Origin of the sequence: Micromonospora sp. NPDC049301 (assembly GCF_040678715.1) — a bacterium.
In the GTDB taxonomy this organism is placed as follows: Bacteria; Actinomycetota; Actinomycetes; order Mycobacteriales; family Micromonosporaceae; genus Micromonospora.
In genome coordinates this window covers 1,111,632-1,126,807 of sequence record NZ_JBFAQO010000001.1, presented here as the reverse complement: position 1 = coordinate 1,126,807, position 15,176 = coordinate 1,111,632, and the positions used below count along the sequence as shown (strand labels likewise).

The following is a 15,176-nucleotide window of genomic DNA, read 5'->3' as shown; positions in this document are numbered from 1 at the left end:
GGTCACCCGGCCCAGGCCGCGCGGGCCTGGGCCGGGCGCGGATCAGCCTCGCCCCAGGCTGACCGTCGCGGTGTCGGAGTCGCTGACGAAGATGTCGTACGTGGTGTCGTAGGAGCTGGCATTGGCGGTCACCTCGACGTCACCCCTGCGGAACGGGGTGGAGCTGAACGAGGGTGAACTCGCCGTCCAGGCGACCGGGGCGCCCGGGGTACAGGCCACCTCAGCCCGGACGATGCCTTCGACACGCGTGCCGTGCCATGTCTGGGTCATGCCACCGTCGACGTAGACGGTGGCCGGTGCGGTGCAGGTCACGGTGCCGTGCACCGTCACCTCGTCGGTCCGGGTGTCGATCGTGCCCGAGGCGGCCACCTGCACGCCGACGGCCAGCACCGGAGGTGCCGGCGGGTTGGCGACGTGCACCTCGCCGCGGGCCGAGCCGGTGCTGTAGTTGCAGCGCTGCTCGAACGTGGCGTCGAACCGCTCCAGGTAGCCGTGCGGGCCCCAGGAGATGTCGGTGACGGTAAACGAGCCGGTCTGCCCGTACGGGCAGATCCGGTCGTTGCCGCTCAGCGCGATGCCGGGCAGCGGGCTCTCGTAGGTGTTCTCGGTGGCGCCGGTGTAGGTGCCCACGGTCAGCGCCTGACCGACCGGCGCGCTCAGGTCGATCGTCCAGGGGCCGGCGGGCGGGTCGAAGACCTGGACGGTGAGGTGGTTCGCCGTGCCCCAGACGTTGAAGCCGTCCCCGGTCGCCGTGGCGAACGAGTAGCTCCGGCCCTCGCTGACCGGGTCATCCGGGTCGCCGGTGACGGTCAGCGAGCCGGACTGCGGCGCCTTCGCCTGCACGGGTGGGGCTGCGGCCAGCGCGCCGAGCGACGCGGCGGTCAGCGCGAGCGCCGCCGCGAGGATGGGACGTTTCCGGGAGAGTCGCATGGCTGTCCCTTCGACAGGTGGACGTGACGGCCGCGCAGATCAATGCATCTGCGTAGCTCGATCGACTCTAGAAGGTTGGCGGGCGGTTGGCCGCCCCGTCCGGAACCGATCAGTGGGAGGTGGCCGACGGTCAGGAGGCGCCGTCGGCGCGGAGCCGGAAGACGTTCGACTCCGCCGAGTCGCGCAGCGACCCGAGCACCGCGCTGATCTTGTCCGCCGGCATCGGCTTGAAGAAGTGGTAGCCCTGCGCCGAGGTGCAGCCCAGCTCGGCAAGGGCCAGCCGCTGCTCGGCGGTCTCCACCCCCTCGGCCACCACCCGCAGGCCCAACTCCTGGGCGAGGCCCACGGTGGTGCGTACGATCGCCGCCGCCTCCGGCGAGTCCGCCATCCGGATCACGAACGAACGGTCCACCTTCAACTCGTCCACCGCGATGCGGGTGAGGAAGGTCAGCGAGGAGAAGCCGGTACCGAAGTCGTCCACCGCGAGCTGCACGCCCATCGACCGGAGCGTGGCCAGCACCTCGTCGATGACCTCCAGCTCGCTCATCACCACCGTCTCGGTGATCTCCAGGACCAGCCGGCGCGGCGGCACCTGGTGCCGGCGCAGCGCGTCGGCGATCTCCGCCGGCAGCCGGGGGTCGAGCAGGCTGCGCGCCGACAGGTTCACCGAGATCGGGACGTCGAGCCCCTCCCGGGCCCACTCGGCCGCCACGCCGAGCGCCTTGTCCAGCACGTACCGGGTGAACGTGCCGAGCTGCTCGCTGTTCTCCACCGGCCGGATGAAGTCGGCCGGGCCCAGCCAGCCGCGCCGGGGATGCCGCCACCGGATCAGCGCCTCGACCCCGGTGGGGGCGCCGGTGGCCAGGTCGACCGCCGGCTGCAACGCCAGGACCAGCTGGTCGTCCACCTCCAGCGCCTCACGCAGCTCGGCCAGCAGGGCCAGCTGGTCGGTGCTGGCCGCGTCCCGGGCGCCGTCGTACGCGGCGACGTTGCCGCCGCCCTCCTTGGCCTGGTACATCGCGATGTCGGCCCGGCGCAGCAGCTCCGTCAGGTCGGCGGTGCCGGCGTCGGCCACGACCACCCCGACCGACACCTCGATCGACATCCGCACCCCGGCCACCTCGGTCGGTGCGGCAAGCCGCTCGGCGATCTCCCGCGCCTGCCGGAGCGCGTGCGCCATCGGGGCGGCCCGGTCGCCGAGCACCGGCACCGAGGTGAGCAGCAGAGCGAACTCGTCGCCACCGAGCCGGCCGAGCAGGTCACCGGGGCGGGCCAACGCGCTGAGCCGGTTCGCGGTCAGCCGCAGCAGCTGATCGCCCGCGGCGTGCCCGAGGGTGTCGTTGACTTCCTTGAACTGGTTGATGTCCAGCAGCAGCAGCGCCACGGGGTGATCGTGCGCGAGCTGCCGCAGCGACTGGTCGCCCTTCCCGAGCATCGCGGCCCGGTTGGCCAGCCCGGTGAGCGGGTCGTGCACCGCCTCGTACGACGACCGGGCGGTGACCAGCCGCAGCTCGCGGTGGGTCGCGGCGTCGTGCAGCGCGGCGGCGAGCGCGTCGCCGAACGCGGCCACCGCGTCGCGTTCCCGGGCGGTGGGCGGAGCGGACCGGGGGAACCGGACCCGCAGCCGACCGACCGGCGCGGCGCCCACCGACAGCGGTCGGATCAGCTCGTGCTCGTCGGGCTCCGACCGGTCCGGCGGGCTCACCTCCCGGTCGACCAACTGACCACCGGGGTCACCCCGGTACCGGCGCCACCGGCCATCGGCCCGGGCCACGTCCACGTCGACCAGCTCGGCGTTGAACAGCGCCAGCGCGCCGGTCACCGCCGCGCTGGCCACGCCCCGCTCGTCGAGCTGGTTGAGAGCCGCGGTCGCCTCGGCGAAGGCCCGCCACGTCCGGCGTTCCTGGTCGGAGCGCAGCCGGTACCGGTAGGTCTGCTGGAGCAGCCAGAGCAGGGGCGGGAGCAGCAGCAACCAGCGCGGGTCGAGCTCCAGCAGCGCGACCACCACCAGGCCGACCGCCACGTTGCCCACGAACATCAGCAGCTTGCCGCGCAGCGCGGCGAGCAGCGGCGGCCCGATCGGCAGCCCGTGCCGCAGGCCCAGCGTCACCCCGCCGAGCCAGGCGGTCACCAGGAGGTACGTCACCGAGCCGGCGATCACGGCCAGTGCCAGCATCGGGGTGGGCGGGGCGAGCAGTGGATGGCCCAACGCGGTGGCCACGGACACGGCCAGCGCCACCGCGGCGGACAGCGACGCGGCGATCCGGACGATCTCCAGCATCGGACGGCGGTCGTTGTGCAGCGAGAGCACCGTCCAGGCCAGCCCGGCGCCGAGCAGGGCGGCCGACGGCAGCCAGCCGGCGGGTGTCAGGTACAGGCAGACGATCAGCGCCGCCTCGCCCCAGGTGATGCTGACCATGCCGGCGGACGAGCGGAACCGCAGCCGCGCGAACTGGGCGACGGCGAAGACGGCGACGGCGATGCCGAAACGGGCCGGACCGCCGAGCGGATCGTCGGCCGGCAGCCGGTCCGGCAGGGTCAACCCGACCGCGGCGGCGACCAGGGCGGTCAACGTCACCGCGGCGGTGAGCACGAGCACCCGGGCAGGCGTGCCGCGCACGCCGAGCCGGTCGGTCGGGCCGGAGGTCATCGACCTCCCCCGTCAGCCGACCGACCGACGACGGTACGGCGGGCGGCCGGTGCTGTGACGGTCATCGGCGCCCCCTCCCGCGCACGGCTCGGGGACTTTTGGTCCCCCCGGCGGAAGGCTAAGCCAAACCGGGTGGTCGCAACAGGGGGCGACCACCCGGTTCGGCGTGAATCATGCGCGGACTACCCGTTCCGGTGCTGCTGGTGCCCATTGGGAGCGGGCGGGGAGGAATCACGCCCGTCGGCCCCGTCTGTCGGATCGGCGACTGACGCTTCGGCCTTGCTCGGGTCGGTCGGCCGCGTCTGCTGCGGGAACCGGTCGGGCAGCCGGCGCAGCCGGGCGTTCATGTTGCGGATCAGCAGGATGGTCGCGGTGGCCAGCAGCAGGATGAGGAAGAGGCCCATCGGACCGGCCAGGCCACCCGTGCGGGTGTCCCCGAAGTTGTTCTCCGCGAGCACCTGGGCAGTGGTCAGCATGGCGTTCCTCCGATGTGCGGTTGGTTACCAGGGTAGCCCCGCGCGGAATCAGCGCGCGTGCGCCGTCTCCCGCACCCCGGCGAAGAGATCGGACTCCGGCATCGGGCTGTCCACCACCGAACGGGCCAGCTCGTAGTCCTCCGTCGGCCAGGCGCGCTGCTGGAGCTCCATTGGCACGTGGAACCAGAAGCCGTCCGGGTCGACCTGGGTGGCGTGGGCGCGGAGCGCGTCGTCGCGGACCGGGAAGTATTCGGCGCACTCCACCCGGGTGGTGATCCGGGGACCCTTGTCCGGTCGATCCTCCCAGCGCTCGAGCCACTCCTTGTAGGGCGACTCCAGGCCGGCGGCGAGCATGCCCTCGTGCAGAGCCATGATCTTGGCCTTGGAGAAGCCGATGTCGTAGTAGAGCTTCAGGGGCTGCCACGGGGCGCCCAGCTCCGGGTAGCGCTCCGGGTCGCCGGCCGCCTCGAAGGCGGCAACGCTCACCTTGTGGCACATGATGTGGTCGGGGTGCGGGTAGCCGCCCTCTTCGTCGTACGTGGTGACCACGTGCGGACGGAACTCGCGCATCAGCCGCACCAGCGGGCCGGCGGCCACCTCGACGTCCTGGAGGGCGAAGCAGCCCTCGGGCAGCGGCGGCAGCGGGTCGCCCTCGGGCAGCCCGGAGTCGACGAAGCCGAGCCAGGCCTGCTCGACGCCGAGGATCGCCCGGGCGGCGTCCATCTCGCCGCGCCGGATCTCGGCGATGTTGGCCCACACGTCGGGCCGGTCGAGCTTGGGGTTGAGCACGCTGCCGCGCTCGCCGCCGGTGCACGTCACGACCAGCACGTCCACACCCTCGGCGACGTATTTCGCCGTGGTCGCCGCGCCCTTGCTCGACTCGTCATCCGGATGGGCATGAACGGCCATGAGACGCAGTTGCTCTGCCAACGTCGGCGCTCCTCGTCTGTGCCGGACGGTGGACCCGACCGGGCTCGACCGGCTGACCTGCCGGGAATCCTGCGCACCCGCTCGCCGAACGGCACCGCGGGGGGCCACCTGCCATTCCCGCCGCTGAGCCGGGCTGGGAGGATGGACCCTGTCATTCTTGCTGATGCCGCCGACAACAACGCCAGGAGATACCCGCCGGTGACCGAGACGCACGCCACAATTTCACCGGGCGCGCCGGTTTTCCCGGCCGGCCGCTACGGTCGCCGTCGCGCGACCGGCGGAGGGCGCCGCCGCACCCTGTCGGCCGCGCTGGTGCTGCTGGTGCTCCTGGGAGCGCTGACACTGATCTCGTTCCGTCTCTACCGGCAGTATGGCGATCCCGTCTACGACGCCCAGGTGATCACCTATACCGACATCACGGACAATCAGGTGCTGGTCGACTTCCGGGTGACCGTCCCGCCGGGCGGATCGGCGGTCTGCGTGCTGCGCGCCCGCGACCGCGCCGGCGCCGAGGTGGCCCGCGAGGAGGTCACCGTGACCGCCGGGAGCGGCGACCGGCACATCACCACGCGGCACCGGCTGGCCACCACCGCGCGGCCGTTCATCGGCGAGGTGGTGCGCTGCCGGGCCGCGGCCTGAGCAGCCGGGACAGCGACGCGGCGGGCAACCACCGCGGGCCCGTGGGGGCATCCACCCTTGGTGTCGGATACGGACACCAGCGGTGATCGCCGACACCCTGTGTCGTACCGCACTGGTAACTTGGTAGTTCACCTGTCAGCCAGCCACGCACATCTGAGGAGACCGCCTGTGTCCACTGGCAACGAGGCGCCCGCCACCTGGCTGTCCCAGGACGCGTACGACCGCCTCCAGGCCGAGCTCGACGAGCACATCGCCAACCGCCCGGCGATCGCCGCGGAGATCAACGCCCGCCGCGAGGAGGGCGACCTGCGGGAGAACGGCGGCTACCACGCCGCCCGCGAGGAGCAGGGCAAGGCCGAGGGCCGCATCCGCTACCTCCAGGAGCTCCTGCGCACCGCCAAGGTCGGCGAGGCGCCGACGACGGACGCGGTGTCGCCCGGCATGGTGGTGACGATCTACTTCGACGACGACACCGAGGACACCGAGACCTTCCTGCTCGGCTCCCGGGAGATCGCGTCCACCACCGACCTGACGGTCTACAGCCCCGAGTCGGCGCTCGGCAAGGCGATCCTGGGCGGTCGGCCCGGGCAGACCTGCACCTACACGGCGCCGAGCGGCGCCGACATCAAGGTGACAGTGGTCAGCTTCGAGCCGTTCTCCGGCTGATCGCCACCGGCCGCACCACCCGCTGAGGCGTAAGCCGGCGAGGCGTGGCACCCGCCGGTGTCACGCCTCGCCGGCGAAGACCACCTGGTAACCGCTGGCCCGCAGTGCGCTGATCAGCGTGTCCGAGTGCTCCACCCCCCGGGTCTCCACCGACAGCGCCACCTCCACCTCGCCGAGGCTCAGGTGCGGGTTGGCCCGCTGGTGCTCCACGTCGACCACGTTGGCCCGGTGCTCGGCGATCTGGCTGAGCAGCGACGCGAGCTGCCCGGGCCGGTCGGAGCAGCGCACCGTCACCCGCAGGTAGCGACCCGCGGCGGCCAGCCCGTGCTCGATCACCCGCAGCATCAGCAGCGGGTCGATGTTGCCGCCGGAGAGCACCGCGACCACCGGGGTCTCCACCTGCACCACACCGGCCAGCAGAGCGGCCACGCCCACCGCGCCGGCCGGCTCGACCACCTGCTTGCCCCGCTCCAGCAGCATCAGCAGGGCCCGGGAGATGTCCTCCTCGGAGACGGTGACGATCTCGTCGACCAGCTTGCGGACGTGGCTGAAGGTGATCTCTCCCGGCCGGCCGACCGCGATGCCGTCCGCGATGGTGGAGAAGGTGGGCAACCGGACCGGCTCCCCGGCCACCAGTGAGGGCGGGAAGGCCGCCGCGCCGGCCGCCTGGACACCGATGATGCGGACGTCGGGTCGCAGCGCCTTGGCGGCCACCGCCATGCCGGAGATGAGACCGCCGCCGCCCACCCCGGTGATGATGGTCCGCACGTCCGGGCACTGTTCCAGGATCTCCAGCGCCACCGTGCCCTGGCCGGCGATCACATCCGGGTGGTCGAACGGGTGGATCAGCACCGCGCCGGTGCGCTCGGCGTACGTGTGCGCGGCGACCAGCGCCTCGTCGACCGTGTTGCCGGCCAGTTCGACCTGCGCGCCGTACCCCTTGGTGGCGGCCACCTTCGGCAGCGGCGCGTTGACCGGCATGAAGACCGTGGCGTGCGTACCGACCAGGCCGGCGGCCAGCGCGACACCCTGCGCGTGGTTGCCGGCGCTCGCCGCGACCACGCCGCGCTCCCGTTCCGCCGCCGAGAGCCGGGAGATCCGCACGTACGCCCCGCGCACCTTGTACGAGCCGGCCCGCTGCACGTTCTCGCACTTCAGCCAGGTCGGCCCGCCCAGTGCCGCGCTCAACGGCCGGGAGGGCTCCAGCGGGGTCGTCCGGGTGACGCCGGCGAGCAGTTCGCGCGCGGCCCGCACGTCGTCGAGGCCGACCAGTTCCGTCATGCCCCGATCGTGCCACCCGACCCCGGCGCCTCCTGCGGCGACACCGGGGTCGTCGGGGACACGACGGCCGGCACGGGTCCGCCCGGCATCGGCACGCCGAGAGCCGGCGACACCGGCCAGCCCTGGGCGGCCGTCGGCCAGGCCGGCATCCCCCGGGCGATCCGCGCCTCCTGCATCGTGGAGATCCGCCGGACCAGCACGATCAGCGCCACGGCGGCGATCACACACGCCACCGCGGGCACGGCGTTGCGGAGCAGGGAGTCCGGGTAGTAGTCGACGTACGCCTGGTAGTCGGCGTCGGTGGAGGGGCTCACCGGCAGCTTGTCGTACGCCCGGCTGTCGAGGCGACCGGCCAGCCGCTCGCCGACGCTGAACACCAACCAGGCGGCCCACCAGACGTACACCAGGTCCGGCGTGAACCGCCGCCAGAGGCTGTCCCGGGCCACGTTGGCCACCACCCGGGCCGGCACCACGAAGTTCGCGAACGGCACCAGCCAGCCGGCGATCGCCCAGCCTGCCCCGAGCGTCGGCAGCGCACCGGGGAACGCCTCGATGTTCTTCCGCGCCCGCCACGTCCAGATGATCACCAGCACGGCGGCGGTGAGGTACGCGGCCACCATCGGCAGCGCCAACAGCGCCTCGATGAGCACCGCGGCGACCAGCAGATCCGGGTCGCCGTCGGCCCGGGCCTGCCGGGCCATCACCAACCCCACCAGCGGAGCGAGTGCCGCTACGAGGTACAGCACAGCGGTCGCGCCGACCGCGATGCCGGCGGCCAGGCCGATGCCGCGTACGGAGTAGGTGGGCAGCCCCGGAGTGACGGCGGGCTGGCCGAGCGGCGTGTGGCAGCGCTCGCACTCGTTGTGTTCGGGGGACGTGGCGTCCCCGCAGGTCTGGCAGCGCACTGGTGTCCCCCGGGTTCGCGCGACGATGCGCGCACACCGTAGACGATCATGCGGTGGTCGGTGACCCCGTTCCGACCCGGGGGTAGCCGGGGGCGTGGCGCGACCAGGGTGCGGCCATCTCGAACTGGCCGGCCACGCCGAGCAGCAGCAGCTCCGAGCCGGGCGGACCGACCAGCTGCACGGCGACCGGCAGGCCGTCCGGACGGCGGCCCACCGGCACCACGATCGCCGGCAGACCGGCGATGTTCCACGGCGCCGCGTACGGGGCGTACCGGATGTTCGCCGTCATGTTCGCCCGCCAGGACCGCTCGGACCAGCGGGCGGCCTCCGGCGGCGCGCTGGCCAGCGCCGGGGTGAGCAGCAGGTCGACCGAGTGGTCGGTGAAGAAGTCGATCGACCGCTGCCGCCAGGCGGCCCGGTCGGCCTCCCGGACGTAGCCGCGGCGCTGCGCCCACTCCCCCAGCGCGACGTGCCGTCGGCTGCGCCGTTGCAGGTCACGCCGGGCCAGCCCGGCGGCCCGGACGTCGGCGGCAGCGGCGGCGAACCAGGTGGCGATGCCCTGTAGCCCGAGCGCGGTGGGATAGACCGGGTCGGCCGGCACGGTGTCGTGCCCGGCTGCGGCGAGCAGCCGGCCGGCGGTGGCGACCGCGTCGCGGTTGGGCGCGTCCGGCGAGACGCCACGCACCGGGGAGCGCAGCGAGACGCCCACCCGCAGTCGCTGCGGCGGGACCAGCTTCTCCGGGCGCCGACCGGCGAGCACCGAGAAACCGACCGCCGCGTCGGCGACGGTGCTGGTCAGCATGCCGTGCTCGGTGAGGCCGAACCAGTCCTCCGCGCCGAGCTGGCAGGGGACCACGCCCCGGCCGGGCTTGAGCCCGACCAGGCCACAGCAGGCCGCCGGGATCCGGATCGAGCCGAGGCCGTCGTTGCCGTGCGCGATCGGCACCAGCCCGGCGGCCACCGCGGCGGCGGCGCCGCCGGAGGAGCCGCCGGGGGTACGCCCGCTGTCCCACGGATTGCGGGTCACCGCGCTGGAGTCGTCGGTCAGTGCCCACAGCCCCAGCTCGGGCATCCGGGTGACGCCGAGGATCACCGCGCCGGCGCCGCGCAGCCGGCGCACCACCTCGTGGTCGGCCTCCGCCACCTCGGTACGCACCGCCGCCGACCCGTTCCAGGTGGGCAGGCCGGCGACCGGAGTGTTCTCCTTGACCGCCACCGGCACCCCGGCCAGCGGCAGGTTGGCCAGGTCCTCCTGCTCGTCGACCTTCTCCGCCTCGGTGATCGCCTCGCCACCGCGCACGGCGCGGAACGCGGCCAGCTCGGCGTCGGCCCGCGCGATGTATTCGAGATGGTCGGCGACGACCTGGGTGGCCGAGACGTCGCCCCTGCGTACGCCCCGGGCGATCTGCTTGGCGGTCGCTCCGACCCAGGTCGCCATGATGTCCTGCACGGCCATCCTCCCCAGCGGTCAGCCCAGTGCCTGCTCCAGATCGGCGAGCAGGTCGTCGACCGTCTCGATGCCGACAGACAGTCGCACGAGATCGCCGGGAACTTCAAGCGGCGAGCCGGCAGCACTTGCGTGTGTCATCCGGCCCGGGTGCTCGATCAGGGATTCCACCCCGCCCAGCGACTCGGCGAGCACGAAGAGCTTGGCCCGGTTGCAGATCTCCACCGCGTGGTCCTCGCCGCCGGCCGCCCGGAAGGAGATCATGCCGCCGAACCGGCGCATCTGCTTGGCGGCAACCTCGTGACCGGGGTGCGAGGGCAGCCCGGGGTAGATCACCTGGGCCACCTTGGCGTGCCCGTCGAGGTATCCGGCGAGCCGCTCGGCGTTGTCGCAGTGCCGGTCCATCCGCACCCCGAGGGTCTTGATGCCCCGCAGGGTGAGCCAGGCGTCGAACGGCCCGTTGATCGCGCCCATCGCGTTCTGGTGGTAGCGCAGTTCCTCGCCGAGCGCGGCGTCGGCCACGACGAGCGCGCCACCCACCACATCGGAGTGCCCACCGATGTACTTGGTGGTGGAGTGCACCACCACGTCCGCGCCGTGGGCGATCGGCTGCTGCAGGTACGGCGAGGCGAACGTGTTGTCGACCACCAGCAGTGCGCCCGCGTCGTGCGCCACACCGGCCAGGGCGGCGATGTCGGCGATGCCGAGCAGCGGGTTGGTCGGCGTCTCCACCCAGACGATCTTCGTACGCCCCGGCTGCACGGCGGCCCGGACCGCGGCCGGGTCGGAGACCCTGGCCGGGGTGAACTCCAGACCCCACCGCTGGGCGACCCGGGCGAAGAGCCGGTACGTGCCGCCGTACGCGTCGTCCGGGATCACCACGTGGTCACCCGGCTGGCAGACCGCCCGCAGCAGGGTGTCCTCGGCCGCCAGGCCGCTGGCGAAGGCGAGCCCCACCGGCCCGCCCTCGAGCGCGGCCAGGCACTCCTGGAGCGCGTCGCGGGTCGGGTTGCCGGAGCGGCTGTACTCGTAGCCGAGCCGGGGCGCGCCGACGGCGTCCTGGGCGTACGTGCTGGTCTGGTAGATCGGTGGAATGACCGCGCCGGTGCGGGCCTCAGGGTCCTGACCGGCGTGAATGGCGAGAGTCTCGAAGCCGTGGTTCATTCTGGTGAGGCTAGTGCCCCGCCCGGCGCCGCGGGGCGGGGCCGGGCAGCCGCCATTAGCCTGGGCCGATGAGCGGGTGCGTGTTCTGCGGGATCGTGGCCGGCGAGGTGCCGGCGTTCCGGGTTGCCGACGAGCCGGACGGGGTGGCGTTCCTGGACACCCGGCCGGTCTTCGCCGGGCACGTGCTGGTGGTGCCCCGGGTCCACCTGGTGACCCTGGCCGAACTGCCCGCCGACCTGCTGCCGGGCTACTTCGCGCTGGTTCAGCGGCTCGCGGTTGCGGTGGAGACCGGTCTGGGGGCCGGTGGGACGTTCGTGGCGATGAACAACAAGGTGTCCCAGTCGGTGCCGCACCTGCACACCCACGTCGTTCCCCGGACCAGGGGGGACGGGCTGCGCGGGTTCTTCTGGCCGCGTACCCGCTACCCCAGCGACCAGGACGCCGAAGACATCGCGGCCCGGGTGTCCGCCGCGCTGCCGCGCCCGTCCCGACCGTCTGCCTGACTCCAGCCTGGGCGGGTAAGGAACCTGGGCCCGCCGGCGTTGCATGCGGCAGAGGTACGAGAGGAGTTCCACCGTGTTCCTTCGCCAGTCCAAGGCTGAGCTGCCCACCCCCGACCAGGCCCTGCCGGGCCGCCCGATCGCCATGCCGGTCGCCGACCGGCACGAGGTGCTGGGGACCCCGCTGAAGGGCCCGTTCCCGGAGGGCTTTCAGGTCGCCGTGTTCGGTATGGGCTGCTTCTGGGGCGCCGAGCGGCTGTTCTGGACGCTGCCCGGCGTGTACACCACGTCCGCCGGCTACGCGGGTGGCATCACCAAGAACCCGACGTACGAGGAGACGTGCACCGGCCGCACCGGGCACGCCGAGGTCGTCCAGGTGGTCTACGACCCGACCAAGATCACTTATGAGGACCTGCTGAAGGTCTTCTGGGAGAACCACGACCCGACCCAGGGCATGCGCCAGGGCAACGACGTGGGCACCCAGTACCGGTCGGCGATCTACACGACCACCGACGAGCAGCGGGCCATCGCGGAGTCGTCCCGGGACGCGTTCCAGCCGATCGTGACGCGGGCCGGCAAGGGTGAGATCACCACGGAGATCGCCCCGCTCGGCAGCTACTACTTCGCCGAGGACTACCACCAGCAGTACCTGGCGCCGACGAAGAACCCGAACGGGTACTGCAACCACGGGCCGAACGGGCTGAGCTGCCCGGTCGGTGTGGCGCGTACCTCCGGCTGACCGCCGCCGCCCCGTAGGACCACGATGCCCGGCCGCCGAGAGGCGGCCGGGCATTCCCGTCCGGCCCTGTGATCGAAATCCGTTGCCGAGCCCGGCGAGGACTCGATAGCGTGGCGGTACACGTGAAAGGAGGTGGTCCAGACTTGTATAGCAATCGGACTCGTGAGGTGGCTGTCAGCTAGCCGCTGTCCTCGACAGTGATCGGTCCGCCGCGAGGCGGGCACCAGCACCATCGTCGAGACCGTGTGGCAGCGGTGCGGCGAATCCACGACAGCCACCCGACCCCCGGGGTGCCGGCCAAGTCCAGCCGGCCCGCGCGCGAGCGCGGAGCGCCCCGGGGGTCGCTCCATATCCGCGGGAGTGGCGATGTCCATGCGCGAGCTGGTGGTGCTCGGTACGGCCAGCCAGGCCCCGACCCGCCAGCGCAACCACAACGGGTACGTGCTGCGCTGGGACGACGAGGTGATCCTCTTCGACCCGGGCGAGGGCAGCCAGCGCCAGCTCCTGCACACCACGGTCACCGCCACCGACCTGACCCGGATCTGCGTCACCCACTTCCACGGCGACCACTGCCTCGGCCTGCCCGGCACCATCCAGCGGCTCTCCCTGGACCGGGTGGCGCACCCGGTCGCCGTGCACTTCCCGGCCGGCGGCGCCGAATACTTCGCCCGGCTGCGGCACGCCACCTCCTTCCACGAGACCGCCGAGCTGCGCGTCGAGCCGATCGAGGCCGACGGCCAGCGGATCACCCTGGGCTGCGGCACGCTGGAGGCGCGCCGGCTGCGGCACCCCATCGAGACGTACGGCTACCGGCTGGTCGAGCCGGACGGCTGCCGGATGCTGCCGGAGAAGCTGGCCGCGTACGGCATCGCCGGGCCGGCCGTCGGCGAGCTGATCCGGGTCGGGCACCTGGACCTCGACGGGCGCCGCGTCACCCGGGACGAGGTGAGCGTGCCCCGGCCGGGGCAACGGTTCGCGTTCGTGATGGACACCGGCCTCTGCGACGGGGTCTACGCCCTCGCCGAGCACGCCGATCTGCTGGTGATCGAGTCGACCTTCCTGGAGTCGGAGGCCGCGCTCGCCGCCGAGGTCGGCCACCTGACCGCGGCGCAGGCCGCCCGGGTGGCGACCGAGTCCGAGGTACGCCGACTGGTGCTCACCCACTTCTCCCAGCGCTACCCGGACCCGCGCCGGTTCCACGACGAGGCGCGCGCGCACTTCGACGGCGATCTGATCATCGCCGAGGATCTGATCACCGTGCAGCTCCCACCACGCCGGGTAGCCTCGGCCGGGTGACCGTCACGCTCCGCCCCGCGACCGAAGGCGACCTGATGGCGGTGGGCGCCCTGCACCAGCGCTCCCGGGTCGCCACGTACTCCTCCTTCCTGCCGGCCGAGGCGCTGGCCGACCCGACGCCGGAGGCGATGGGTCGGTACTGGAGCGAGCGGTGGAGCTGGGAACGGGACACCCACCGGCTGACCGTGGCGGAGCGCGCCGGGACGCTGGTCGGGTTCAGCCACCTGGGCCCGGACGACGAGGACGACCCGGCGACCGGGCTGCTCAACGCGATCCACCTGGACCCGGCCGAGCAGGGCCGGGGCACCGGCCGGACGCTGATGGTGGACGCGCTGGACGCCATGCGGGCCCGGGGCTGGAGGCGGGCGGCGCTCTGGGTGCTGCGGGACAACACGCACGCCCGCGCCTTCTACGAGCGCGGCGGCTGGACCCCCACCGGCGCGGAACGCGAGGAGCACATCGGCACCGCCCTCACCCCCCAACTCCGCTACAGCCGCGCGCTGGCGGTGTAGCCCCCCCTTCCGACACGCCGCCGGTCGATGTTCGCTCTCGGCGGATCGGGGCATGCCGGGGCGTGCGGCGGCGTTGGGGCGGGCATGGACACCGATCACACCAGGTCCGACCCGGCCGAGGAGGCCGCGCTGGACGCGTACTCCCGGGTGGTCACGACCGTGGCGGCCCGGGTGCTGCCCAGCGTGGCCGCGCTGTCGGTGCGGACCGCGCGCGGTGCCGGCGCCGGCTCCGCGGTCACGGTGGGCAGCGACGGTCTGCTGCTGACCAGCGCACACGTGGTGCAGGGCGCCGCCGGCGGCTCGGCGGCGTTCGGCGACGGCACCGAAACCCCGTTCCGGGTGGTCGGCACCGATCCACTCTCCGACCTCGCCGTGCTGCGGGTCGAGGAGGCCACCGTGCCCCCGGTGGAGCTGGGCGACGCCGACGGGCTGCGGATCGGCCAGTTGGTGGTGGCCGTCGGCAACCCGATGGGCCTGGCCGGATCCGTCACCGCCGGCGTGGTCTCCGGACTGGGCCGTTCGCTACCCGCCCGCGACGGGCGGGTCACCCGCCTCATCGAGGACGTGATCCAGACCGACGCGGCGCTGAACCCCGGCAACTCCGGTGGCGCGCTCGCCGACTCGACCGGCCGGGTGGTCGGCGTGAACACGGCGGTCGCCGGCTACGGGTTGGGCCTCGCCGTGCCGATCAACGCGACCACCCGCCAGATCATCGCCGAGCTGACCACCGCCGGCCGCGTCCGCCGCGCCTGGCTCGGTGTGGCCGGCGTACCCGTGCCACTGCCACCGGAGGTGACGGCGCGTACCGGTCAGCGGCGCGGGCTGCGGGTGGTGGAGGTCGTACCGGGCAGCCCGGCCGGATTGGCCGGTCTCTACCTGGGCGACATCATCCTCAACGCCGGCGGACGAGCGGTGGCCGACGGTCAGGGGTTGCAACGGTTGATGCTCGGCCCGGCCATCGGCGCCCGGCTGCCGGTGACGGTGCTGCGCAAGGGCGCGTTCGTCGACGTCGTCGCGGTCCCGACCGAGCTGCGCGCCTGA

General features: G+C 73.0%; 15 protein-coding genes. 7 read left to right on the top strand and 8 right to left on the bottom strand.

Annotated features, from left to right (window positions below):
- Positions 1–42: 42 nt before the first annotated feature.
- The 4 genes from AB0K07_RS05425 to mca form a co-directional block, all read right to left on the bottom strand.
- The gene (locus tag AB0K07_RS05425) at positions 43–930 is read right to left on the bottom strand and encodes a hypothetical protein (protein WP_363751151.1); all 888 of its coding nucleotides are present in this window, start codon (positions 928–930) and stop codon (positions 43–45) included.
- Between the two features lie 130 nt (positions 931–1,060).
- A complete protein-coding gene (locus AB0K07_RS05420; protein WP_363751149.1) occupies positions 1,061–3,580 on the bottom strand; it encodes a bifunctional diguanylate cyclase/phosphodiesterase in 2,520 nt (839 codons plus the stop codon).
- 182 nt (positions 3,581–3,762) lie between these two features.
- Entirely contained in the window at positions 3,763–4,056 is a 294-nt protein-coding gene (locus AB0K07_RS05415; RefSeq protein WP_363751147.1) for a hypothetical protein, read from the bottom strand.
- Between the two features lie 48 nt (positions 4,057–4,104).
- Positions 4,105–4,986 carry a mycothiol conjugate amidase Mca gene (mca, locus tag AB0K07_RS05410; RefSeq protein ID WP_363751145.1) on the bottom strand — a complete coding sequence of 294 codons (882 nt, stop codon included), beginning with the start codon at positions 4,984–4,986 and terminating at the stop codon, positions 4,105–4,107.
- Between the two features lie 198 nt (positions 4,987–5,184).
- Here mca and AB0K07_RS05405 point away from each other — a divergent pair, with 198 nt between their 5' ends.
- Both AB0K07_RS05405 and greA read left to right on the top strand, forming a co-directional pair.
- The gene (locus tag AB0K07_RS05405; protein ID WP_363751143.1) at positions 5,185–5,625 is read left to right on the top strand and encodes a DUF4307 domain-containing protein; all 441 of its coding nucleotides are present in this window, start codon (positions 5,185–5,187) and stop codon (positions 5,623–5,625) included.
- 168 nt (positions 5,626–5,793) lie between these two features.
- Positions 5,794–6,291, top strand: coding sequence for a transcription elongation factor GreA (greA, locus tag AB0K07_RS05400; protein WP_363751141.1), 498 nt, complete (start codon positions 5,794–5,796; stop codon positions 6,289–6,291).
- Positions 6,292–6,351: 60 nt separating this feature from the next.
- Here the strand turns inward: greA and ilvA are convergent, their stop codons facing one another.
- From ilvA to AB0K07_RS05380, 4 genes are read right to left on the bottom strand one after another with little or no spacing between them, the layout of a single operon-like run.
- Positions 6,352–7,572, bottom strand: a complete 1,221-nt coding sequence (gene ilvA, locus AB0K07_RS05395; RefSeq protein ID WP_363751139.1) for a threonine ammonia-lyase — start codon at positions 7,570–7,572, stop codon at positions 6,352–6,354.
- Positions 7,569–8,477 (bottom strand): DUF4328 domain-containing protein, encoded by a 909-nt coding sequence (locus tag AB0K07_RS05390; RefSeq protein WP_363751138.1) that lies wholly within the window; start codon positions 8,475–8,477, stop codon positions 7,569–7,571. The genes ilvA and AB0K07_RS05390 overlap by 4 nt, the downstream gene beginning before the upstream one ends.
- A 46-nt stretch (positions 8,478–8,523) precedes the next feature.
- The gene (locus AB0K07_RS05385) at positions 8,524–9,933 is read right to left on the bottom strand and encodes an amidase (protein WP_363751137.1); all 1,410 of its coding nucleotides are present in this window, start codon (positions 9,931–9,933) and stop codon (positions 8,524–8,526) included.
- A 12-nt stretch (positions 9,934–9,945) separates the two neighbouring features.
- Complete coding sequence (locus AB0K07_RS05380; protein ID WP_363751136.1) at positions 9,946–11,088, bottom strand: cystathionine gamma-synthase; 1,143 nt, start codon at positions 11,086–11,088, stop codon at positions 9,946–9,948.
- A gap of 68 nt (positions 11,089–11,156) precedes the next feature.
- On the opposite strand from AB0K07_RS05380, the gene AB0K07_RS05375 reads away from it, so the two are divergent.
- The 5 genes from AB0K07_RS05375 to AB0K07_RS05355 all read left to right on the top strand — a co-directional run bounded on the left by AB0K07_RS05375 (position 11,157) and on the right by AB0K07_RS05355 (position 15,176).
- On the top strand, positions 11,157–11,591 hold the full coding sequence (locus AB0K07_RS05375) for an HIT family protein (RefSeq protein WP_363751135.1): 435 nt from the start codon (positions 11,157–11,159) through the stop codon (positions 11,589–11,591).
- 73 nt (positions 11,592–11,664) lie between these two features.
- Positions 11,665–12,327 (top strand): peptide-methionine (S)-S-oxide reductase MsrA, encoded by a 663-nt coding sequence (msrA, locus tag AB0K07_RS05370; RefSeq protein WP_363751134.1) that lies wholly within the window; start codon positions 11,665–11,667, stop codon positions 12,325–12,327.
- A 366-nt stretch (positions 12,328–12,693) separates the two neighbouring features.
- Positions 12,694–13,623, top strand: a complete 930-nt coding sequence (locus tag AB0K07_RS05365) for a ribonuclease Z (protein ID WP_363751133.1) — start codon at positions 12,694–12,696, stop codon at positions 13,621–13,623.
- Complete coding sequence (locus AB0K07_RS05360; protein WP_363751132.1) at positions 13,620–14,135, top strand: GNAT family N-acetyltransferase; 516 nt, start codon at positions 13,620–13,622, stop codon at positions 14,133–14,135. Before AB0K07_RS05365 ends, AB0K07_RS05360 begins: the two co-directional genes overlap by 4 nt.
- Before the next feature lie 84 nt (positions 14,136–14,219).
- Entirely contained in the window at positions 14,220–15,176 is a 957-nt protein-coding gene (locus AB0K07_RS05355) for a trypsin-like peptidase domain-containing protein (RefSeq protein WP_363751131.1), read from the top strand.